Origin of the sequence: Lysinibacillus sp. FSL R5-0849 (assembly GCF_038595075.1) — a bacterium.
Taxonomy (GTDB): Bacteria; Bacillota; Bacilli; order Bacillales_A; family Planococcaceae; genus Lysinibacillus; species Lysinibacillus fusiformis.
This window is the reverse complement of record NZ_CP152004.1, coordinates 4,012,656-4,035,283: the sequence shown is the minus strand read 5'-3', so window position 1 is coordinate 4,035,283 and position 22,628 is coordinate 4,012,656. Positions and strand designations below refer to the sequence as shown.

The following is a 22,628-nucleotide window of genomic DNA, read 5'->3' as shown; positions in this document are numbered from 1 at the left end:
ACAGCTCCAATGTCATTGACCATTGGGGCTGTTTTTCTTTGACTGTGAATCAATCGTATTTAAAAAATCCTTTGTAATACGAACTACATATTTAACCTCGTCTAAATTGCGTTCTCTTAATAATGATCGATGAATGTCTAGCATGAGGTTCTTTTCCTCAATATCAGTAACGCCAGATAATTTTTGAAAATTAAAAAGCTCCTCAGGAGGAATATCTAGTGCCTTCATAAGTATTTCTAATGTACTTAAGGTTATATTAGATTGTCCGTGTTCAATATTGGAGACTCTTCCTTTACTGAAACCCAATTTCCCTGTTCTTTCGGCCACTTCTTCCTGGCTTAGCCCCTTCGATAATCTAATAATACGGAGTTGTTCACCTACTAGCTTTAAAAAATCTGACATATGATTCACCTCTATGTTAAAAGCTAGTGAAAAATAGTGGAAATGACTATACTATTATAGTGGTATAATAGAGAAAAAGTTACATTAAAATGGTACAATTTTAGAGTAGCCACTTTCCTTAGTCAAATGGCCTAATTGAAGCTTTTAGAAGTAGATCGAAAGTGAATGTTTATAGAGTAGTTTACAAAGTAGAACATAAGATTGGAGGATGAAAGCAAGGTGAAGTATTTGTTAGAAGAGGTAGCAAAAATTAAAATGGGTAAAATGTTCACGAGTGAAAAACGCTTTACTAGGGAAGGCATTCCTTATATAACCGAAGAAGCGCTAAAGAAATTATCGCTTGAAGATGATACTAGTCGTTTGCCAAAGGTTGATAGTACATTGAAAGAACAATACTCTTTTTCATTGGTACCAGCTCAAAGTATCCTTCTAAATAAAACGAATTTAAAGGACACGAGTATATATCAATGTAAAACAGATGTATGTATTAGCCATGAAATCATTGCAATCATACCGAATGAATCGATACTAAGCAGTGACTATTTATTTCATTTTATTAAATGGTATCAACATAATAATAAAAAATGTGATGACTATCGTTTAATGATTGAGTTACCTTCTATAGTCATTCAGCATCAAGTAGTTCAAGTATTAAATGCTGTTCAACAATTATTAACGAATAAGGATTATTTAGTTACTGCAGTTAAGAATCTACCAAAGCATTTTGATAATACTTCTAGACAAGCGAAGCATCATTCTAACAGCTTATATCAAGGATTTGAGCAGTTGCATTATCTTTATATAGCTATGCTAAATCATATTTTTAATGGTGATTATTTGCATGATTTTCCAGAATATCATGCGTGTCAGAGGTTATGTAGCCATTAATATAAAGCAGTCGGTGCGTAGTGGATTTATTAATCCTTGCACCGACTAATTATATTTCAATAATGATGGGTAAAATCATAGGTTTTCGTTTTGTTTGTGTAAATAAATACTGACCCACAGCTTTTTTTATTTCTCGTCTTAAGACATGTATTTGTCTACTTTCTTGCTGCAACTCGTTGATTATTTCTTTGGTCAGCACATTCACTTTATTCAATAGCTCTTCGAAATCCTTTGCAAACACAAAGCCACGAGAAATAGTATCAGGCTCTGAAATAATAGCACCGTCTGCTTTGCTAAGGGTTAAAACAATAACCAACATTCCATCCTCAGAAAGCTGCTTGCGATCACGCAGGACAATACCTTCTACTTCACCTATGCCGATTCCATCCACATACGTATCCCCAGATGGAACTTTGCGTGTTTGTCTCGCTGTCGCATTTTCAATATCCACAACATCTCCGTTTTTCATAATAAACGTATGGCCCTTTTGAACGCCAACAGACTCAGCTAATAAACGGTGCTGATGCAACATACGGAATTCGCCATGAATAGGAATAAAAAATTGTGGTTTCATAAACGTCAGCATAAGTTTTAAATCTTCTTGATAGCCATGTCCTGAAACATGCATTCCCGTATGATTGGAAGAACCATATATGACTTTTGCGCCAAGCTGAAACAAATGATCAACAATGCGAGAAACTCCTTTTTCATTGCCTGGAATAGGAGACGCTGCGAGAATAACCATATCATCAGGTAAAACCTTTACTTCCCGATGGTTACCATTTGCTAAACGTGCGAGTGCTGCTAATGGCTCTCCTTGACTGCCAGTACATAGAACGACTACCTCCTCTGGGGGAAGGTATTTAACTTCACGCGCATCTATTAACAGATCATCTGGAACAAATAAATAACCTCTTTCAATAGCGACATCTACAACATTTACCATACTACGACCTAATAAAGCTAGCTTTCGATTAGCGGCAATGGTTGCATGCACAATTTGTTGAATACGATTAACATTTGAGGCAAAGGTTGAGATGATAATTTTACGCTCGGCATGGAAAAAGGCCTCCTCAATATGATGACCAACAAGTTGCTCAGAGGGCGTTAAGCCTGGTCGTTCGGCATTTGTACTTTCTGATATTAGAACGAGCACTCCTTTTGATCCAATTTCTGCCATTTTATGAATGTCTGCGAATTGGTTATTCACAGGTGTTAAGTCGAATTTGAAATCGCCAGTATGCACTACATTTCCTTCAGGAGTGGCAAGGACGATTCCTAAGCAATCGGGTATGCTATGGTTAGTTCTAAAGAAGCTTACATCAATTTCTCCCAAATGGAGTGCTGAGTCAGCCTGAATTTCAATTAAGTCAGTTTCTCTGAGCAGCTTATGTTCTTTTAATTTTAATTCGATCAGCCCTAAAGTGAAGCGGGTAGCATAAACAGGAACGTTTAATTTTTTTAAGAGATATGGAATACCACCAATGTGATCTTCATGTCCATGCGTCACAATTAAAGCTTTAACTTTTTCTTTATTTTCAAGCAAATAGGTGATATCAGGGATGATCAAATCAATACCGAGCAAGGTTTCATCTGGAAATTTTGCTCCGCAATCAATAAGAATCATATCATCTGCATATTGAACTACATACATATTCTTGCCAATTTCATTAATACCACCTAAGGCAAAAATGGATAATAACTGTTTCTTTGTGGACAAAGTACTCCCTCCTAAAGTTGTAACTCCATCTAATAATTACTTTAGCCATTGGTAGTATAGCTTTTAGTGTTTCATCCTATACGAAATGGATCATGATGATCTGAAGACTACTATTTGTATTTCATGAGGAATAAAATAGAGGGGACTAAAAAAATTGGCACGATAGCGTCAAGCTTCTTTCATAGTGAAGAAAAACAAAGGAGGTTTAACTCTGTCTAATTTTGTGCAACATGCAATTTTCGAGCATAGGTTTTGGCTAGAAATCATGCAAAATCATGCGCAATTTATTCATGGCGCATTATATCCATCTGAACAGGATGACATTCAAAGGGCAAATAGTTTTATCCAACAATTCTCTCAGCTGCTTACCTATTTGTCATCTATTGATGGTACAAATGCAGTCTCTTTCTCCATAACCGTGGATGACAATGTCGAGCAGTTTAAACAATTTAAACTACATCTACTGAGACATCAATTGTCAGGAGATATTGGGATTCATTTAACACCAACATTTGTCAATCATATGGTTAATGAACTAGAAGAATATCAAAATGTGCTCAATTATTTAAAAAAAGGCGAAGTACCACCAATATTTCATGAGCTTCACCATCATTTAATTTGGCTATTAGATGCTTCAGGACATGCAGGTATTATTCAGGATGATTTAGATGGTGTCGAAAAAAGATTGAAGCAAAAGAGTAATGAGTTTGCCAAACACTTTGAACAATTTTATTTAAAGGCAGTAGAATTAACAGGTTATTTACGAACGAATATGCATTCCTTTCCTGCTTTAAGCCGGTTTAATAAGGATGTTGAGTTGGAAATGATTTTATTCAAAACATTTTTAAAAGAGTTAGAAGAGATGGAATTGAGTGCAGAGGTTTTAGGTACATTTACAGCGCCTATGGCGGATCATATGTGGCGTGAAGAGCAATACTATTTAATGAAGCTTGCACAGTCAAGAGGAGAAAAATAGAAGAAGGCGAGGAGGCTATCACATTGGATAGCCTTATTATTATGGATGAATCACTACTTCAGTCCCAATAGGAACAATACTAGCTAATTCTTCAACATCTTGATTTTGCATTCGGATACAGCCATGAGAAACAGCATGCCCAATGGAGCTAGGATCATTCGTGCCATGAATCCCGTAGTGTTCCTTCGATAAACTCATCCACATAGTTCCAAATGGGCCGCCAGGATTTGGATCTTTGTTAATAATAATAAAACTACCAACAGGTGTTTCGTGTAGCATACGTCCAACTGCTATTGGGTATTGTTTTTGAAGGATATTATTTCTGTAGAGGCGTAGCCAACGATTTTCTGTAGAAATTTCAATACGGTATGGGATTGTCTCAGGATCAGGAAAGCCAGGTATTATAATTTGTTGACCGACGTAAAGAGTGTCTGGTTGAATGCCTGGATTGGCCTCAATAATGGAAGACAATGAGGTACGATAATCGCGGGAAATTTGAGTTAACGTTTCGCCGGGTTTAACGGTATGAATCAACGTCCATCCTCCTTTATACAGGTTATGATTATACTATATGCTACTTATGAATGATGTTATGGATTGTTCAGGACTTTGGATAGAATAAGCAGTAACACCGTATTGTTAAGGAGCATATATCATGAGGGAATTTAAAATTACGTATTTTTTTGATGAAATACATTATGTCAGAAGGTTTATCTTTATCGAGTCACAGCAAGAAGCAGAGAATTTGGTAAAGAGTGAACGGGATCAATATATCTCCTTTACAGATAGCAGAGGTATTTATCATGAATTGCATACCAGGCATGTACGTGTCATTCAAATTTCTGAGTACCATCGCATCGATAAAAGTGCTAAAAGGAAAGACACATAATCTGTTCATCATTACACACATTAAAGAAGAAAGGAGTGTGGCATGATGGACAAAGAACAAATACCACATGAAAAGAAAATATTTATGAATTTAAGTAGTAAAGACAAACCTGACATGGTTGAATCAGATACAATTAGTCTTTTCGATTTGCATGAGGATATGCAAACTGTTGATGCCATCCCTATTGAGGAACTCAATAAGAGAGTGGGAAGAGAAGGCGATGAATTGATTGAATTACAGCCGGATGAATTATAGGGGGTAGCAAACAATGAATAGAGAAAGTGGAGAAGCTCCATTCACAGTTTCGGGCACAGATATTCATGAAGTGAAGCAGAAAAATGCCGAGGCAGGATTATCCTACAATGAGGTAAAAGCATTATTGGCTAAACAGGGTGGACATGGGACGGCTATATATAGTGACACCAATATAGATGAAGTGAAACAAGAAATTCACAAGCATCAATAGTGACTGGGGAGGAGTAAGGTCTTGAGTGCTCTTCCTTTTTTCCTTTACAATGATGGAAAAAGAATGGGGGGCCAAGACTATGTCGGAAAAGAGATGCCCAAGATGTGGGAAAGAAAATCATTGTGGAGTCGCCAAAGGGGAAAAAGAATGTTGGTGTATGACACAGAACTTTCCAGAACAATTGTTAAATATGACCATAACGAATACATGTATTTGTCAAGCATGCCTAGATACATATAAAGAAGAGTCCGTAGAACTTATAACTATCATGACGTTCCTGTAAAAATTGCGCAATTGGTACAATTGTCTATCGCACAACAACCTAGCGGGCATACATTACTCTGAAAGGAGTGTGTCTAATGGCTAGACCTATTGAACTTAGTAATGTCACACAGATATATTTAGAGGAATATCAACGCATCCTTAAAAAGATGATGCAGGGCATGACCTATGTAACCATTACTTGTAGTATTTCAGAAAATTTTATAAAGCAAATCATCCCATATCAAATAGCAGCAATTCAAATGTCAGAAAATGTTTTACGCTTCACGACAAATATTCCTGTACAAAATCTTGCATTAGAAATCATCCGAACACATACAGAAATGCTTGAAAGTCTTGAAGCACTACAAAATAGATGCTGTGTTGTACAAAATTCAGAGTATGAATTATACGAGTATATGTGTGCTTATAAAGAAATTACAGAAGCTATGTTTAATGCAATGTGTGCACCACCAGTTTCCAATAGCATTAACATCAACTACTTAAGGGAAATGATTGTCCATCATCAGGGCGGAATACGATTAGCGCAAAATGTGCTAAGATTTTGTATTTGCCAAGAATTAATCCCAATTCTAAAATGCATGATTCAAACGCTTTGTGAGCAACTAGAGGCTATGGAAAAGTTACTGGATAGTTTACAAAATTGCGATTGCGAGTGCTAGTAGTAACTAAATGTTTATATAGGAAGAAGGCGCTAAGATCAATCATGGTTTTAGCGCTTTTTCTGCGTGGAAATAGTGTTTATCAAAGAAAAATGTCAATAAAGTGGACAAGTAAATAAGATAGTGTAAAGATTTTTTTGAGAATCTATTTTTGACTTTCTGTTGTTGGTAAAATATAAATGTTTTATTAGATGAAGGTAATGAAGGAAATTCAATTATTCGTTTATAAATAGTAGTTTCTACATGCATGTACTTTAGACAAACGGGAGTGGTTATTGTGTTCAAAAGGAAGAAGATTAATCAAAATTATGATTATTTCTCAGCCGCTAAAAATTCTGACATTGAGGCGAATGAGCGCTTTAAAGAAAAATTGGATTTTCTAGCTCTATCAAGAATTAGGAGAGAATCTGTTGGGTTCTTACGTAAAATTTATGAAAACAATCGACAGCATATACTCGACAACTTTTATGATCGTTTGTTGGAAATATCAGAATTTAACCAAGTAATTCATACACATTCAACAGTCGAACGTTTAAAAGGGTTATTCGATTCACACTTTATAAGTCTGTTTGACGATGAATTAGATTTAGATTATGTATTTAAGCGACGTAAAATAGCATATATACATGCACGAATAGGCGTATTACCGAACTGGATGATTTCTGCCTATACATTAATTAATCAGTTAATTATTCCACTAATTGTAAAAGAATTATCACGTGATCAAGAGAAGATGCTGGATGTCCTATTGTCGTATGATAGCCTAGTAACAATCGATCAGCAAATTATTTTAGAAACCTATATAGAAATACAAGCCGGTTCCGTAGTGAATGGATTAGGTGAAATCATTACTTATAACACACAGTTGGATACAGTGAAGGAACTCATTGAATTTCAAGAAATACAGCAACAGGAAATCATTGCAGCAGATCAATCGATGCATGAACTAGATGAAAGCATTGAAGATATTGCTACATCTGTAGGCGATATTTCAGAGCAAACAAAGCTTGCTTTAAAAAAATTAAACCAGGATTTAGATTCGTTACACCAAGTATCAACGATCTTACAAACAACAGATGAAGGACATAAATCCATGCAGGAGGATATTAAACGTCTCGTTGAACGTGTAAATAGTGTAGCGAAGCTGATGGAATTGATTCAAAGAATTGCAGATCAAACGAACTTATTAGCTTTAAATGCATCGATTGAAGCAGCCCGCGCGGGGGAAGCAGGAAAGGGCTTTGCTGTCGTCGCAGAAGAGGTTCGGAAGCTTGCCGATGATACAAGTACATCTGTCAAATCCATACATACAGATATACAGGAGCTACTGCATATTACTAACAATATTAGCTCTTTAACGACTCAATTTTCACAAGACTTACATCAAGGTGTTACAGATACACTACATATCACTCAAACACTTGCAGAGTTAAATAAAAATTTACAGCAGCAAGGGGCTCGCTTTGAGGAAATAGCTACAACAACAAAGGTACAAGCTCAATCCGCTACAACGATATCTGAACGCAACCATACAATTACAGAAAGTATGCAAAAAAGTAAAGTCATCGTTTTTGATATGGGCTCTGCTATTTATAAATTAAGTAAAATGATCGATGGATACCGTTCATCAACGATTTCTAAAAACTTTATTATTAGCCAAGAGGACATCATTGAATTAGCCATTACCGATCATTTATTATGGCGCTGGAAAATTTATAATTTACTGCTAGGCTTTGAAACGATGACAGAGCAAGATGTAGGCTCGCCAAAAGAATCGCGTCTTGGTGAATGGTATTATGGCACTGGCAAAAAGCTATTAGGTGATGAACGTGTGTATGTAGAATTAGAACAGCCATTTATTCATGTCCATGAAATTGCTAAAAAAGCAGTGCGTGAATATAATGTAGGACATAAAAATGAGGCAGAAAAATACTTGAAGGAAATTTCGGAAGAATCCTTTGTAGTCATTGACAAACTCAAAGCGTTAAAGGAAATTCTATTGGACGGAAAAAAACAATACATTCATTAAAAACGGGGAGCAAGCTAAGAGCAGATTAGCTTGCTCTTTTTATGTTTAAGACACTGTTCCTTCATCAACAGAAGGTACACACATAAAGGTTATGGTCCGCTTTTCACTATCATACAGACACCATTCACGGTGATCTACAACGGAGCCAACATTTACACCGTATTGTTTATTTTGTAATACAATAGGTTGTCCGTAGCGAATACGAATCGGTAATTTTTTCTGCTGGTGATAAAGACCTGATTCATGACTATGACCAAAGAAGAACAATGGCTTTTGAAAGGGTGGGAATGTTGGCTGCCAGCTTACACTCCATTTAAATTGATGCCCATGCATAAGTGTGGCGCCATCAATCTCCATTGTTTCAGGTAACGCCCTAAAGCGCTCAATGCCCGTCACCTGTGTAATACGTTCTTCTTGATTGCCTCGTATAGAGGGGAAGGTTAACAGTTCCTCAAATTTATTTTCAACGATCGCTGCTCTTTGTAAAGATAACCCAGACATCGTTTGGGCTTTTTTCTTACTAATCGTGCATTCATATAAATCACCTAATCCAATGATTTTTGCTTCCTTTGCTGTCTGCTGAATATGAGTGAGAACAGCTTTCGTATCTTCTATATTAGAATGTAAATCTCCTAAAAGTGCATATAGCATGCAAACCCGGCCTTTCCTATAAATAATCGTATAATTATCATACACCTAATAGAAATTGCTAGAAAAGTAAAACGTCTAAGAATATTTCGTTAGTTTACCTACATATTTTGAATGTATGGAAAAATTGCCAAGGAATTCAATGCTTGATAAAATAAAATCATAATTTTCTGAAATTTTAGCAGTCTAGTAATTTGCCATTGATGTTGACTCTATCTAGCAATAAAAAAACAAATTTTTGGAGGGCTTATAATGACGATGTACATGACGGATATTCTTGAAAAGTATGCTGTGCAACAGCCTAGTGAAATTGCGACCTTATATGATGGGAAAAAGCTAAGTTATCGTGAGTTTTACAAATGTGTCGAAAGATTTGCAGCTTATTTACAGGAGCAAAATTATAAAAAAGACGATGTCATTGCTCTATATACCCTCAATTCAGATTTATTTTTAATTGCTTATTTAGGTGTGCAATTAGCTGGCTACGTAGCTATGCCAATTAATACTAAATTAGCAGCTCCAGAGGTTGAATTTATTTTTAATCATTCACAAGCAAAGGGACTCATTTATGATGAAAGATTAGCTGAAGCGCTAGAGGATGTATCCTATTCATTCCAACATGTTATTGGATTTCAAACGATGAATAATATCTTTAAAAATACTAATTTAGTAAGAGCTGTAGTACAGTTGGAGGCCAATGATACTGCGGTTGTTATGTACACTTCAGGTACAACTGGTAAACCAAAAGGCGTGATGCTAACTCATGAAAATATTGTAGCTACAGCTGATATTTGGTCATCTTCCATGAAAATGTCTAACAAGGACAGGATGTTTATTTGTACACCATTATTTCACTGTGCAGGACTTCATGTCTTTGCTATGCCCATGTTTTATCAAGGCGGGACAGTCGTGATAGAAGAAGCCTTTTCACCAACTAAAACATTAGCGCAGATTGCAATAACAGAGGCAACCATCTTCTTTGGTGTTCCATCTATGTATACGATCATATTAAATACGCCAGGTTTTAAGGAACATAGCTTTAGCCATTTGCGTTTATTATGTTACGGGGCTGCCCCAATGCCCTATGAGCTTGTTAAACAAGTGAAAGAGGCATTTTCAAATGTGAATGTACAAAATTTATATGGTCAAACAGAAAATACACCTGCAGCCACATCTTTATTAGATACAGATGCCTTAACGAAAATAGGCTCCGTTGGGAAGCCATTAGGGCAGACAGAGGTTCGAGTAGTTGATAGTGAAGGTAAGGAGGTTCCCGCTGGTGAAGTAGGCGAGATATGTGTAAGGGGACCACAGGTGATGAAGGGCTATTTACGTAATCCTGAAGAAACAGCTAGAACGATTATAGATGGTTGGCTATATTCAGGAGATTTAGGGCGTTTTGATGAGGAAGGCTATTTATATATTGTTGATCGAAAAAAAGATATGATCATCCGAGGTGGTGAAAATATTTACCCTATTGAAGTGGAGGAAGTATTGTATCAATTGCCTGAAATTTTAGAGGCAGCAGTAGTTGGATTACCGCATGAAGTGTATGGAGAGGTGCCCAAAGCCTTTGTCGTATTTAAGGAAGGTAAGTCACTCGATGAGGAAAATATTCTATCCTATTGTCAATCACAGCTTGCCAAATATAAAATACCGTATGAAATAGAATGTTTAACTGAACTGCCACGCAATGCTTCTGGTAAAGTTCTAAAGCATACATTACGACCTAAAGTAAGTACGATTTGAGAAAAAAAGTTTTGACTGTTAATTTTCCTTAAAGTTTCGTTTTCGATGCAAAAAAAATTCTCTGAAACAAGATAAAATAGGAACCTCTTTCAAAGTATCGTATAATAAAGTCTACGACAAATTAAATTAAAAGAATGGAGAAGGGGTGACCCTTCGATTTAGAATAGGAGCGGAATTTGTCTTGTGGACGGGGTATAAACGCCTTTTACTTATCGGCATGTTGATCATAATGTTACTTTCTAGCTGTCAGCCATTTTCACAGCAAGATGCGGAAAATAAAAATCAATTAACAGTATTAACGGTAGAATTTAATAGTGGTGCACCAATTGCTAATCTTTATATCACGGTCACAGATGTACAGACAGGTAATGTTGTAGAAGAAGCTATTGGTTCTGAAGAGGGAGAAGCTATATTTTCGAAGCTAAAAGAGGGACGAGAATATGCTGTTGCGGCAACGACCCTTGAAAATAGTGCGGCAAATGATGGCTATACAACCATCGAAAATTTTACGTATGATACGACAAAACCATATTTTAGATTGCAGACCCATTTTACAAGAGACGAACAAGAGCTAGATGTTCCTGTGGTGATGCAAAACCCTGAGCTTCCACATGGCTGTGAAATAACTTCACTCACAGCCGTGTTAAATTACTTTGGAATAAATGTGTCAAAGCTTGAAATGGCTGATAACTATTTACCAAAGCAAGAAATACGTATTGTAGGCAATCAACGGTTTGGACCAAATCCAAATGAGGCTTTTGCAGGTAATCCTCGTGATAAAGCTCATGGTATGTATGTATTTGCTGCTCCAATTGTTAAGGCAGCGGAGGCAGCTATTGCAGATAAACAAGCTGATTTACGTGTGACAGATATGAGAAATGCCTCACAGGAAGATATTTTGCAGCTTGTTCGTGAGGGAATTCCTGTCGTGACATGGGTGACGCTGGATTTATCGAAGCCTAAAAAAAGGGCAGATAGAGGTTGGATTTATAAAGGAGCGACTACTTCGCAGGACGCTTTTATGAATTTACACGCTGTTGTGTTAACTGGACATTTAGGTGATAAGGTAGTAGTAATGGACCCGTTAAAGGGCTATGTCACTTATAATGTGGACCAGTTCTTTAAAAGCTATCATGAATTAGGTGAACAGGCAGTAGCTGTACATAAATAAACTAGCTATTAGGAAGTATGTTACACTAATAAAAACGTAAAAAGTGAGTTGAGTAGAATGGCCATTGAGCACGCTTTTTTACCGGTTTTACTAGGCGATGAAATGAATGCTTATGGCATGGCCAGAGCATTTTACGAAGCCTATGGTGTGAAGCCACTTGCATTAAATCATACGAATATGGAAAAAATTCAACAAAGTGATTTACTGACCTTCCGTGAAGTGCCGAGACTTCATATAGAAGAACGATTTGTGACAGCACTAAAGGCAATAGCGCAGGAGTTCCCTGAAAAAAAATTACTGCTATTAGCCTGTGATGAATTTTATGTCAAAAAAATCGTAGAACATAAAGATGAATTGATAGAGGATTTTTTAGTTCCTTATGTGGATACTACTCTTGCACATCAGCTGCTAACTCGTGAAAGTATGTATGAGCTGTGTGCACAATTTGGTTTTCAATACCCAGCTATGCATGTATGCACAGTTAATGATTATGAAGAGTACGAAATGACATTTGACTACCCAATTGTCATTAAACCGATGAATATGACAAAGTATGCCACATGTATTTTTCCTGGAAAGAAAAAAGTATATATTGCACATGATAAAGTAGAAAAGGATAGCATATTCCATGCTATTTATAAGGAATCAGCCTATCGAGATGATCTTATGATTCAGCAATATATTCCTGGAGAAGATGCGAATATGTGTGTTGTGAATGCTTATGTAGGACAAGATGGGAAAGCGAAGCTTCTTGCTGTAGGAAATCCGATTCTAGAAGAGCATTCACCAGAGGGGATTGGTCGTTATGTGGCTATTATGACAGCCTATAATCCGACTTTAATGGAAAATGTGAAGACATTTCTAGAAGCCATTCAATTCCATGGATTTGCTACATTTGATATGAAATATGATGAGCGTGATGGACACTATAAATTGTTAAGTATCGAATTACATAATGAGCTTTCCAATTATTATGTGACAGCTAGTGGCTATAACCTTATGCAATATGTTGCAGACGATTATGTTCGAGGAAGTAAACAGCCACTAACATACGTGCAAAATAAACATCTTTGGACAATCGTACCAAATGGTGTCCTTTTCAAATATGTACAAAATGAACAACTTATTATTGAAGCAAAAAGTCTAATTCGACAAGGAATGGCGACAGATTCTATTTTTAATTATAAGGATATGAATGCCAAACGTTGGTTGAATGTAACTGTTGATAATTTAAATTTTTATCGCAAATATAAGAAATATTTTAATAACAAAGGTCTGTCTAACTCATGAAAAAACAAACTTTAGGTATAATAGGTGGAGTTGGTCCACTAGCAACGATGTTTATTGGTGAAATGATTGTAAGACGAACAAAGGCGCAAAAAGATCAGGAGCATTTACATACCATTATTGATAATGATACAAATATTCCTGACCGTACGGCTTTTATTTTAGATAATACGAAAGAAAACCCAGTGCCTGTTATAATTGAGGATGCAAAAAAGTTGGCTTCTGTTGGAGCTGATATGATTGCCATTCCGTGTAATACGGCTCATACTTTTTATGACGAGATCCAGGAAGGCTCCCCGATTCCTGTTTTGCATATGATTCGTGAAACGGCGAAGCGTGCATCCGAATTGGGAGCAGAGCGTGTTGGTATTTTAGCGACAACTGGTACATTGACTTCACGCATGTACCAAGATGCGTTAGAAGAATATGGAATTACACCGGTTGTACCAGATAATGAGATGAGAGCCCATGTGATGACCATTATTTACGATTATGTTAAAGCGGGTAAGAATGTCACACAGGATGATTGGCAACCAATTGAAGATGCCATGCTAGCTCTAAACTGTGATCGTCTCGTATTGGGTTGTACGGAGCTATCTATTGTCAATCGAGATTTAAAATTAAGTAATATATATATCGATTCATTAATCGTTTTAGCGGAGTGTGCTATTTTAGCATGTGGTTATGAGCTAATCGATTAGGAATGTATAGAAAGAATCTGCTTGCTTTACATGGGTAGGCTGTAAGTCTTCAAAAAATTGTGGACGGGCTTACATTTCCATGTGTGGAGTTAGGCAGATTTTTTATGGATGAGAGTTTCATTTGGTGAAACGATTAGACAAAGGTTTGCGTACATATAAAGTAGGAAGCTACCGAGTGTGTTAAACTAGTGTCAAGCAGATAGAAGGTGGGAAATAACATGTCAGTAATCAATTTATTAAAAGAAGAATTACAAGCAAAATGGAACTTTGAAGCAACTATGAAAATTCAAGAGGAAATGATACCAGCGATGCTTGAAGGAAAAGATATCGTAGCAGAATCACCTACTGGTTCTGGTAAAACGTTGGCGTATGTTTTACCATTGCTGAATAAAGTAAACGGGGCGAAAAAGCAAACACAAGGTCTGATCGTAGCTCCATCACAAGAGCTAGCCATGCAAATTGTAGAAGTTATCCGTGAGTGGACGGCAGGTACGGATATTACGGTTCAGCAGCTTATTGGTGGGGCCAATTCCGCTCGTCAAATTGAAAAATTAAAGAAAAAGCCAACGATTGTTGTTGGAACACCTGGTCGTTTAAATGAATTAGCACGTGCAGGTAAATTAAAGCTTAAGGAAATTGAAACAGTTATTTTAGATGAATGTGATCAATTACTAAGTCGTGAATACCGTGTTGTCATTAAATCCTTTATTGAAGGTTCTGCCTTCGGACGACAAGTAGTAGTTGTTTCAGCTACTATTACAGAGGAAATTGAATTAGTGGCAAGTCGCATGATGTTTGAGCCAGTTCGTTTTAAAATTAAGCCAGAGGATATGCTAAAGGTTGGCAAAGTAATCCACTCGTTTGTGAAGGTGGAAGAACGTGATAAAACAGAGTTCCTTCGCCGTTTATCGCATACAGAAGGTCTGAGAGCATTAGCTTTCGTCAATAATATTGATCAATTATTAATGAAAGAAACGAAGCTACAGTATCGCTCTGCACCAATCGTTACACTTCATTCTGACATGAAAAAGGAAGAACGTAAAAAGGCTTTAGATGCTTTCCGCAAAGGGGACGCACGTATTTTAATCGCGACAGATATTGCTGCACGTGGTTTAGATATTGCCGGTTTAACACATGTTATTCATGTTGACGTTCCACGAACAATTGAGCAGTATTTACACCGTTCGGGTCGTACAGGTCGTGCAGGTGCAGATGGTGAAGTATTAACATTACTATCTTATCAAGACGAAAAAGCCTATAAAAAATGGACAAGAGAAGTTCCTGGTAAGCCAGTACAGAAAATATGGCATGATGGTAAGCTAATGGAAGGTAATTCTAAAACGATTGGACAAAAGCGAGGGAAATAATATGACATTTGAAGAAAAATTACAGGCATACGCAGAACTTGCAGTAAAAGTTGGAGTAAACATTCAACCAGGTCAATATTTGTTAGTCAACACATCAGTTGATGCTTTAGATTTTGCTCGTTTGGTCGTTAAAGAGGCGTATAAGGCTGGCGCTGGACGTGTCCATGTTAATTTTTCAGATGATGAAATGGATCGTGCCTATTTTGAACATGCCTCTGATGAAGAATTTAACCGTTTCCCTGAATGGGTCGTACGGATGCGTGATGAACTCATTGAACGTAAAGGGGCATTACTATGGATTGAAGCCGCAGATCCTGATAAATTAACAGGAATTTCGGCTGATCGATTAGCTACTCATCAAAAGGTATCAGGAGCGGCATTGAAAAACTATCGAAATGCGGTTATGAAGGATTTAATTGCGTGGTCAATTATTGCAGTTCCTTCGTCAAAGTGGGCGGCAAAGGTATTCCCTCAATTGACAGCAGATGAGCAAGTGCCTGCTTTATGGGACGCTATCTTTAAAACAGTTCATATCGGAGAAGGAAATGCAGTTAACAATTGGCATCAGCATGTAACGAATTTAGAATCTCGTGCAGAACTATTAAATAATAAAAAGTATGCGAAGCTACACTATACTGCACCAGGAACAGATTTAACAATTGCTTTAGCTCCACAGCATAAATGGCTAACTGGTGGCAGTAAAACGCCTGAAGGCAATGTTTTTATTGCTAATATGCCAACAGAAGAAGTGTATACACTTCCAATGAAGCAAGGTGTAGAAGGTTATGTTAGTAATTCAAAGCCTTTAGTATATCAAGGCAATATCATTGATGGCTTTAAATTAACATTTAAAGAAGGAAAAATTATCAAGGCGGAAGCTGAAGTAGGTCAAGATTTATTACAAGAGCTTATTCAAGTAGATGAAGGTTCTAGTTATTTAGGTGAAGTAGCACTTGTTCCGCATGAATCACCCATTTCAGCATCAGAGATTTTATACTTTAATACATTATTCGATGAAAATGCTTCAAACCATTTAGCAATTGGAGAAGCATACCCGACTTGCTTAGAGGGCGGTAGAGACTTAGAAAACGGTCAACTAGAAGCATTAGGTGCAAATATTTCTGTCACACATGAAGACTTTATGATTGGTAATGGTGAAATGGACATTGATGGTATTTTACCAGATGGAACAGTAGAGCCGATATTCCGTAAAGGTAGCTGGGCTTTCTAACTTTAGTTCCAATCGAGAATGGGGGAGAGCAGATGAAGCATTTAGGTAGTTTAATCGGGATGATTATTTTATTAATGACATGCTGGGGCCCATCTGCTTTTGCTCAAACCGAAAGCTATGTAGCAATTGGGGATTCCCTAGCTGCTGGTCAAACCCCTTTTCAACAAATTGATGTTGGATATAGTGATTTAATTGCTATGAGATTACAGGCAATGGATCAATTAAAATTCTATACAAAGGAACTAGCTTTTCCAGGTTTTACAACAGCTAATGTATTAGAAAGAATTAAAACTGAGGAAGCAAGAGATTTATTAGCCAATGCCACTTTAGTTACTGTTTCGGCAGGTGCCAATGATTTATTAAGCCTTGTCCGGCTAAATCCAACGGCTGGAACATTAACTTTTTCTCAACTTCAAGCAGATTACGCCTTAAATATAGTGAGAAAAAATATGGAAGCTATCTTAAATGAATTGGGAGAGCTTGCGCCAAAGGCTCAGGTATATGTTATAGGTTATTATTTTGCCTATCCAGGTGTTCATCTCACTCAAAAAGAAGGAACAAATGCACAGCTTGTGAAATTAAATACGATTTTACAGCAACAGGCAGAGCTAGCCGGAGCTGTTTATGTAAATGTGTATGACAGCTTTGGATTAAATGCTACTAACTACTTACCAAACTATGCAGATGTTCATCCAAATATGGAAGGTTATCGCGAAATGGCCAATGCATTTTTAAAGGCATATAGTGGTAGTGATGCCTTAAATATTGCTTCATCACAATTACCGCAACCGAATCCTCTGTCATTTGAGGAAATTTTAAAAGAGCGAGCTTCCACACAGCCTAAACAACAAAAGGTGACATCCTCCCAGTCTGTTCAAAACGTACGTTCCATTCAGGGATTTCACGGCTATACAGCTTTTATGGGGAAGTTGGAAAAGAGATAAATAATGTTGAGTAAAGGCATCTTAGAGGATGCTTTTTTTTGTGTGTACTAAATTCCCCAAACAAAGGAAAAAACAATCCATTACAAGCCATGATAAAATAGTAAAAGGACAGGAGGTACAGGAATGAAAATATTTCATACAGCAGATTGGCATTTAGGAAAGCTCGTTCAAGGCGTCTATATGACAGAGGATCAACAATATATCTTACAACAATTTATACAAGCTATCGATGAAGAAAAGCCAGATGTAATTATTATAGCAGGTGATCTATACGATCGTTCCATGCCCCCTATTGAGGCAGTGAATTTACTAAATGATATATTAGCAAAAATAGTTTTAGAGAAGAAGATTCCTGTTTTAGCTGTTGCAGGGAATCATGACAGTGCAGGCAGATTAAACTTTGGTAGTCGTTTGATGCGTGATAGTGGTTTATATATTAAGGGGCAGTTTACGAAAGATCATGCACCCATTATTATCAATGATTCACATGGAGAGGTGCATTTTCATCTTGTACCATTTGCAGAGCCTACCACTATTCGCAGTATTTTTGAAGAGGAGGCCATTCGTTCTCACCATGATGCGATGCAGAAAATTATTGAACATATAACAGCAGGTATGGATACAAATAAACGCAATATATTTGTTGGACATGCCTTTGTGACCAAATACGGTGAGGAAGAAGCTAATACTAGTGACTCAGAGCGTCCGCTTTCTATTGGGGGTTCAGATTGCGTGAATGCTGCTTTATTTAAACCATTTCATTATACAGCACTCGGACATTTACATAAGGCACATTTTGTCTTAAATGAAACAATTCGCTATGCTGGTTCACCATTAAAATACTCATTGTCTGAGCATCTACATGAAAAAGGCTTTTTAATCGTCGATCTAGATGAGCAAGGAAATAGTACTGTAACTAAAAGAAAGTTCATGCCAAGACGAGATTTACGTGTAGTGGAAGGACAGTTGGAGGATTTATTAATGCTTCCACGAAGTGATGATTATGTATTTGTTCGATTGACGGATGCTACGTCCGTGTCTTCGCCAATGGAACGTATTCGTACCGTTTTTCCACATGCCATGCATGTTGAACGTAAGATTTTACGACAAGAGAAACCAAGCGAGCTTCAAGTAGTAGAAGCAGAAAAGCTTGAAGATATCGATCTATTCCGCTCTTTCTTTACAGATATAATTGGGATACAACCAGATGAAGATACCGAGCGTCTGTTTACGGAAATGCTACAGGAATTATTAGATAAGGAGCGAGAAATAGTAAAATGAAGCCATTAAAGTTAACGATTACGGCATTCGGTCCTTATAAAAATACGGAAATAATTGATTTTGAACAGTTAGGGGAACATCGTTTGTTCGCTATCTCTGGCAAAACCGGTGCAGGGAAAACGACGATTTTTGATGCGATTTGTTATGCACTTTATGGGTCAGGCAGTGGTGAGGATCGTCAGGATACGGCTTTACTGCGAAGTGGCTTTGCTGATGATGATGTATATACAGCAGTAGAACTTATTTTTGAAATGCATGGAAGGGTCTATCAGATTTTACGTCAGCCTGGACATATAAAGGAAAAAAATAAAACAGCTACTGGTAAAAAGGTGGAGTTAGCGGAAGTAAAAGAGGGAAAGCTCGATTATAACATTGTTGAAAAGCAGCAAACACTTGAAGTCGATAAAAAGATTCAGGATATTATTGGTCTGACAAAGGATCAATTTAGCCAAATTGTGATGCTACCTCAAGGTGAATTCCGCAAATTATTAACGTCGGATTCTACAAACAAAGAGGTCATATTACGAAAAATCTTCAAAACAGATCGCTTTGGTGTTATGACAAAACTGCTTGATGCGAAACGAAAAGAGGCAGAAAGTGATCTTGAACGTGCCAAGCAATTAAAAGAACATCTACTTGGTCAAATTGTTGGTGCACTTCCACATCGTTCCTCTCCTTTGTTCACACAAATTGCTGATAATACGGAAAATATGTTTCAGCTAAAGCAAGCACTGGAAGAGGAGCTTACCTATTATAGAAAATGTTTTGAAGATGAACAGCGCCAGTATGAGGAAGCCTATAATCATCATCAAAAAGAACAGGAGTTTTACCGTTTAGCTAAAACGCTTAATGAACAATTTGAGGAGCAGTTCAAACGTCAAAAAAGACTAGAACTGCTATTAAATGAGCAAGACAACTTCCTTGCAAAGGAACGGGAGATAGCCTTAGCAGAACAAGCGGAGCGTTTACTACTACTGGAGCAACAATGTTTGGATTTACGAGCCGAACAAAATTTAAAAGAACAAGCCTATCAGCAAGCTAACAGTAGTCAACTACAAACCAAGGAGCTGTTACAAAGAGCTCAAGAAAAATATGAAGCGGAAGAGGCAAAAGAGTCAGAACGTCAACAGCTTTTGCAGCAGGAAATGCAGCTCCAAGCATTGCTTCCTAAGTTCGAGGCTTATGACAGCAATGTACAGCAACTTCAAATTGCTAAGCAATATGTAGAAACGGCTAAACAAGGGGCAGCGGATAACCTAGTGCTAATCGATAAAGAAAGCGCGCAATTAGAGGAGCTTTCACAATCAATTGAGCACTATGAAAAACAATTGGAACCGTATGAAGGTTACTTAGAACAACTACCAAAACTGCGGGAGCAAGTAGCTTTGCTCATGAAGGTGGAGAAATATACAAAAACGGTAGAGATAGCGAAACAAGATGTTATCGCTACTCAAACTCATTATCAGGACAGTAGACTGGAGCTTCAACAATTAGAGCAACGCTGGCTGACAAGCCAAGCAAGCATTTTAGCTCAGCAGCTTAAAGAAGGGCAACCTTGTCCGGTTTGTGGGAGTACGACTCATCAACAAACACATAATGAGCAATTGGAAATTGTTGAGCTTGCTCAGGTGGAAACGTTAAGGAGAAAAGCTTCTTCAGACGAGCGTTTGTATTTGGAAAAAGAGGCATTTTTAACATCCGCACAACAGCTTCAGCAAGAGGCACTGACACAAATAGAAGCATACGCGATGAAGCAACAGGATCAAGCACAAATAATAGCTTCCTTAGAAAAAATGGAACAAGAGATTACTAGCTTAAAGATTATCAATCAACAGTTAGCTCAAACAAGGATTAACCAGAAGGAACAGCGTTTAGCAATAGAGCATTTGCAACATAAACAAGTCAAACTTGAGGAATATTTAACTGAGCAGATGAAGGGCTGGACAAGACTGCAGGCAATTGTAGAAGAACAGCATAAGCAAATGCCAACAACTATGCCAACCTTAAAGCAATTAAAACAAACACTTACCGATGTTAGTAAACAGAAAATGGATTTACAAAAATTATGGCAGGAAAGCCAGCATGATTTACATGCCGCGAAGGAAGCTGCCAGTAATGCTAAACTAGCTGTGGAAATCGCCAAACAGAATTTTGAAGAATTAAAGCTCAAAATGAATGACAAGCGTGAGCAGTTTTCAATAAGCATGCAGGAAGCAGGCTTTGTGTACTATGAAGACTATGCAACTGCGAAAAGAAGTGCCACTCAATTAGAGGAACTTCGAAAGGCATGCAATGACTACAGGTTACATGTTCATACGTTACAAATTCAAATTTCAGAAGGAGAAAAACATCTACAAGGGAAAGAGGAGCAAGATTTAGCCCTGATGGAGGCAACTGTGGAAAATCTCAGAATCGCCTATGAGGATGCCTTTAAACAACTTCAACAAATAGATGGATTTGCGAAATCATGTCTAAGCTTCATCAACAAAGTAGAAGAAACAGAGAGAGAGCTTCGTTTACTTGAGAGTGAGGCAGGTCGAGTGAAGGAGCTGTATGGCTTATTAAATGGGCAAAATTCGAAAAAACTGTCCTTTGAACGATATATTCAAATTAATTATTTAGATCAAATTACAGAGGCAGCCAATATTCGTCTTTATCATTTATCTAACGGTCAATTTGAACTTAGACGTTCAGACAGGCTTGAAAAGCATGCCAAGCAAAGTGGACTTGGGCTTGATGTATATGATGCTTACACAGATCAATTACGAGATGTTAAAACGTTATCTGGTGGTGAAAAGTTCAATGCATCATTAAGCCTTGCTCTAGGAATGGCAGATGTTATTCAAAGCTTCCAAGGCAATATTCATATTGAAACCATGTTTATTGATGAGGGCTTTGGCTCGCTCGATGAAGAATCATTAAATAAAGCAATAGACACATTAATCGATTTACAAGATTCTGGACGAATGATTGGTGTCATCTCTCATGTGCCTGAATTAAAATCAGCGATGCCAGCCGTTTTACATGTCGAAAAAACATTGAATGGACATAGTCAAACACATTTTGAAATAAAATAAAGGAAGGTGTATTTCCGGTTTAAGGAAATACGCCCTCCTTTTATTTTTTTCGAGAACTGACTGTAGAAGTTGTCCCTTTTTTTGCTGCCAGCCCTTTTTTTACGATTGGTATAACAATAGGCGCTAATTTAACAGCGGTTTTCACTACTTTTGATACTTTCATCAAAAACACAGCTCCTTTTTAATTACTTCTACCTGTTTATTTTAAAAATGAAACATTAGCGGATAACTCGAACGGCTTGAATAATATTCCATATAACAATTCCGAGCGAGACAATTCCGTAAATGGCGAACGAAATGAACCAAATGATCATGACTGTACTATTACTTGAAGTGGGGTCTAAACTAAATGTAGAAAAGACAAAGACAATGAAAAATAAGATCCCAAATACGAAAGGAATTAGATGGGACACTAATGCGCGAATAGAATGTCTTTTGATGTCAGCATCTTTCGTAACGAAGTAAACAATTAATGGTACGATGAAAGGAGCAAAGAAAATACTGAGATAACTAAAAGCAGATAATATTTTTTGGTTCTCCATAGTTGTACCTCCTTTTTTAATATTTACGCATGGAAAACAGTAAAGTTTCAAAAATTAAGTATGGAAGAGGTTGTAATCATTCCGTGCTTTGCGTACAATGAAAGTGTTCAAATTAAATTCAGATGTAACGACCACAAGGGGAGCTGATGATGTCAGCTGAGACTGGGCACGTAATGCCTTGACTCTTTGAACCTGTAAGCTAACACTTGCGTAGGGATGTGGATAGAAACCGACACTTGTACGATGTGAGGCTCTGTCCTGACATCGTTTTTTCATTCTTAAGAATAAAAAGGTGTCAGAGCGAATCAAATCAGCG

Annotated in this window: 23 protein-coding genes and 1 riboswitch; of the genes, 17 read left to right on the top strand and 6 right to left on the bottom strand. The window is 37.2% G+C overall.

Annotated features, from left to right (window positions below; all coding sequences use genetic code 11):
• Window positions 1–12 precede the first annotated feature (12 nt).
• Window positions 13–402, bottom strand: coding sequence for a helix-turn-helix transcriptional regulator (locus tag MKY80_RS20040; protein WP_008173600.1), 390 nt, complete (start codon window positions 400–402; stop codon window positions 13–15).
• 219 nt (window positions 403–621) lie between these two features.
• Here MKY80_RS20040 and MKY80_RS20035 point away from each other — a divergent pair, with 219 nt between their 5' ends.
• Entirely contained in the window at window positions 622–1,290 is a 669-nt protein-coding gene (locus MKY80_RS20035; RefSeq protein ID WP_258954983.1) for a restriction endonuclease subunit S, read from the top strand.
• A 49-nt stretch (window positions 1,291–1,339) separates the two neighbouring features.
• Here the strand turns inward: MKY80_RS20035 and MKY80_RS20030 are convergent, their stop codons facing one another.
• A complete protein-coding gene (locus MKY80_RS20030) occupies window positions 1,340–3,010 on the bottom strand; it encodes a ribonuclease J (protein ID WP_089986810.1) in 1,671 nt (556 codons plus the stop codon).
• A gap of 211 nt (window positions 3,011–3,221) precedes the next feature.
• On the opposite strand from MKY80_RS20030, the gene MKY80_RS20025 reads away from it, so the two are divergent.
• The gene (locus MKY80_RS20025) at window positions 3,222–3,986 is read left to right on the top strand and encodes a DUF2935 domain-containing protein (protein WP_090002997.1); all 765 of its coding nucleotides are present in this window, start codon (window positions 3,222–3,224) and stop codon (window positions 3,984–3,986) included.
• Between the two features lie 39 nt (window positions 3,987–4,025).
• Here MKY80_RS20025 and MKY80_RS20020 read toward each other — a convergent pair whose 3' ends face one another.
• Window positions 4,026–4,520, bottom strand: coding sequence for a L,D-transpeptidase family protein (locus MKY80_RS20020; RefSeq protein WP_043989608.1), 495 nt, complete (start codon window positions 4,518–4,520; stop codon window positions 4,026–4,028).
• Between the two features lie 121 nt (window positions 4,521–4,641).
• On the opposite strand from MKY80_RS20020, the gene MKY80_RS20015 reads away from it, so the two are divergent.
• The 6 genes from MKY80_RS20015 (at window position 4,642) to MKY80_RS19990 (ending at window position 8,314) form a co-directional block, all read left to right on the top strand.
• Window positions 4,642–4,875, top strand: a complete 234-nt coding sequence (locus MKY80_RS20015) for a hypothetical protein (protein WP_043989606.1) — start codon at window positions 4,642–4,644, stop codon at window positions 4,873–4,875.
• Window positions 4,876–4,920: 45 nt separating this feature from the next.
• A complete protein-coding gene (locus MKY80_RS20010) occupies window positions 4,921–5,130 on the top strand; it encodes a hypothetical protein (RefSeq protein ID WP_025115801.1) in 210 nt (69 codons plus the stop codon).
• Window positions 5,131–5,143: 13 nt separating this feature from the next.
• A complete protein-coding gene (locus MKY80_RS20005; RefSeq protein ID WP_008173593.1) occupies window positions 5,144–5,341 on the top strand; it encodes a hypothetical protein in 198 nt (65 codons plus the stop codon).
• Window positions 5,342–5,390: 49 nt separating this feature from the next.
• The gene (locus tag MKY80_RS20000) at window positions 5,391–5,624 is read left to right on the top strand and encodes a cysteine-rich CWC family protein (RefSeq protein WP_096365897.1); all 234 of its coding nucleotides are present in this window, start codon (window positions 5,391–5,393) and stop codon (window positions 5,622–5,624) included.
• A 76-nt stretch (window positions 5,625–5,700) separates the two neighbouring features.
• Window positions 5,701–6,285 carry a DUF305 domain-containing protein gene (locus tag MKY80_RS19995; RefSeq protein ID WP_008173590.1) on the top strand — a complete coding sequence of 195 codons (585 nt, stop codon included), beginning with the start codon at window positions 5,701–5,703 and terminating at the stop codon, window positions 6,283–6,285.
• 277 nt (window positions 6,286–6,562) lie between these two features.
• A complete protein-coding gene (locus MKY80_RS19990; RefSeq protein WP_090002977.1) occupies window positions 6,563–8,314 on the top strand; it encodes a methyl-accepting chemotaxis protein in 1,752 nt (583 codons plus the stop codon).
• Between the two features lie 45 nt (window positions 8,315–8,359).
• Here MKY80_RS19990 and MKY80_RS19985 read toward each other — a convergent pair whose 3' ends face one another.
• Window positions 8,360–8,965 (bottom strand): metallophosphoesterase family protein, encoded by a 606-nt coding sequence (locus MKY80_RS19985; protein ID WP_008173587.1) that lies wholly within the window; start codon window positions 8,963–8,965, stop codon window positions 8,360–8,362.
• A 249-nt stretch (window positions 8,966–9,214) separates the two neighbouring features.
• Here MKY80_RS19985 and MKY80_RS19980 point away from each other — a divergent pair, with 249 nt between their 5' ends.
• The 9 genes from MKY80_RS19980 to MKY80_RS19940 all read left to right on the top strand — a co-directional run bounded on the left by MKY80_RS19980 (window position 9,215) and on the right by MKY80_RS19940 (window position 21,770).
• Window positions 9,215–10,711 carry a long-chain fatty acid--CoA ligase gene (locus MKY80_RS19980; RefSeq protein WP_090002976.1) on the top strand — a complete coding sequence of 499 codons (1,497 nt, stop codon included), beginning with the start codon at window positions 9,215–9,217 and terminating at the stop codon, window positions 10,709–10,711.
• 217 nt (window positions 10,712–10,928) lie between these two features.
• On the top strand, window positions 10,929–11,882 hold the full coding sequence (locus MKY80_RS19975; protein WP_258955274.1) for a C39 family peptidase: 954 nt from the start codon (window positions 10,929–10,931) through the stop codon (window positions 11,880–11,882).
• 57 nt (window positions 11,883–11,939) lie between these two features.
• Window positions 11,940–13,172, top strand: a complete 1,233-nt coding sequence (locus tag MKY80_RS19970) for an ATP-grasp domain-containing protein (RefSeq protein ID WP_089986814.1) — start codon at window positions 11,940–11,942, stop codon at window positions 13,170–13,172.
• Window positions 13,169–13,870, top strand: coding sequence for an amino acid racemase (locus MKY80_RS19965; protein ID WP_008173579.1), 702 nt, complete (start codon window positions 13,169–13,171; stop codon window positions 13,868–13,870). Before MKY80_RS19970 ends, MKY80_RS19965 begins: the two co-directional genes overlap by 4 nt.
• 218 nt (window positions 13,871–14,088) lie before the next feature.
• Window positions 14,089–15,237: a DEAD/DEAH box helicase gene (locus tag MKY80_RS19960; protein WP_008173577.1), complete on the top strand. Its 1,149-nt coding sequence runs from the start codon at window positions 14,089–14,091 to the stop codon at window positions 15,235–15,237.
• A 1-nt stretch (window position 15,238) separates the two neighbouring features.
• Complete coding sequence (locus MKY80_RS19955) at window positions 15,239–16,468, top strand: aminopeptidase (protein ID WP_008173575.1); 1,230 nt, start codon at window positions 15,239–15,241, stop codon at window positions 16,466–16,468.
• 32 nt (window positions 16,469–16,500) lie between these two features.
• Entirely contained in the window at window positions 16,501–17,412 is a 912-nt protein-coding gene (locus MKY80_RS19950; RefSeq protein ID WP_008173573.1) for an SGNH/GDSL hydrolase family protein, read from the top strand.
• A 123-nt stretch (window positions 17,413–17,535) separates the two neighbouring features.
• Entirely contained in the window at window positions 17,536–18,693 is a 1,158-nt protein-coding gene (locus tag MKY80_RS19945; RefSeq protein ID WP_342530871.1) for an exonuclease SbcCD subunit D, read from the top strand.
• Complete coding sequence (locus tag MKY80_RS19940; protein WP_089986817.1) at window positions 18,690–21,770, top strand: SMC family ATPase; 3,081 nt, start codon at window positions 18,690–18,692, stop codon at window positions 21,768–21,770. Before MKY80_RS19945 ends, MKY80_RS19940 begins: the two co-directional genes overlap by 4 nt.
• Before the next feature lie 40 nt (window positions 21,771–21,810).
• Here the strand turns inward: MKY80_RS19940 and MKY80_RS19935 are convergent, their stop codons facing one another.
• Together MKY80_RS19935 and MKY80_RS19930 are read right to left on the bottom strand one after the other, a co-directional pair.
• Window positions 21,811–21,936 carry a hypothetical protein gene (locus tag MKY80_RS19935; RefSeq protein ID WP_342533104.1) on the bottom strand — a complete coding sequence of 42 codons (126 nt, stop codon included), beginning with the start codon at window positions 21,934–21,936 and terminating at the stop codon, window positions 21,811–21,813.
• 52 nt (window positions 21,937–21,988) lie between these two features.
• Window positions 21,989–22,312 (bottom strand): DUF4870 domain-containing protein, encoded by a 324-nt coding sequence (locus tag MKY80_RS19930; protein ID WP_008173564.1) that lies wholly within the window; start codon window positions 22,310–22,312, stop codon window positions 21,989–21,991.
• Window positions 22,313–22,438: 126 nt separating this feature from the next.
• A riboswitch (TPP riboswitch) is annotated at window positions 22,439–22,546 on the top strand.
• The last annotated feature ends 82 nt before the right edge of the window (window positions 22,547–22,628 follow it).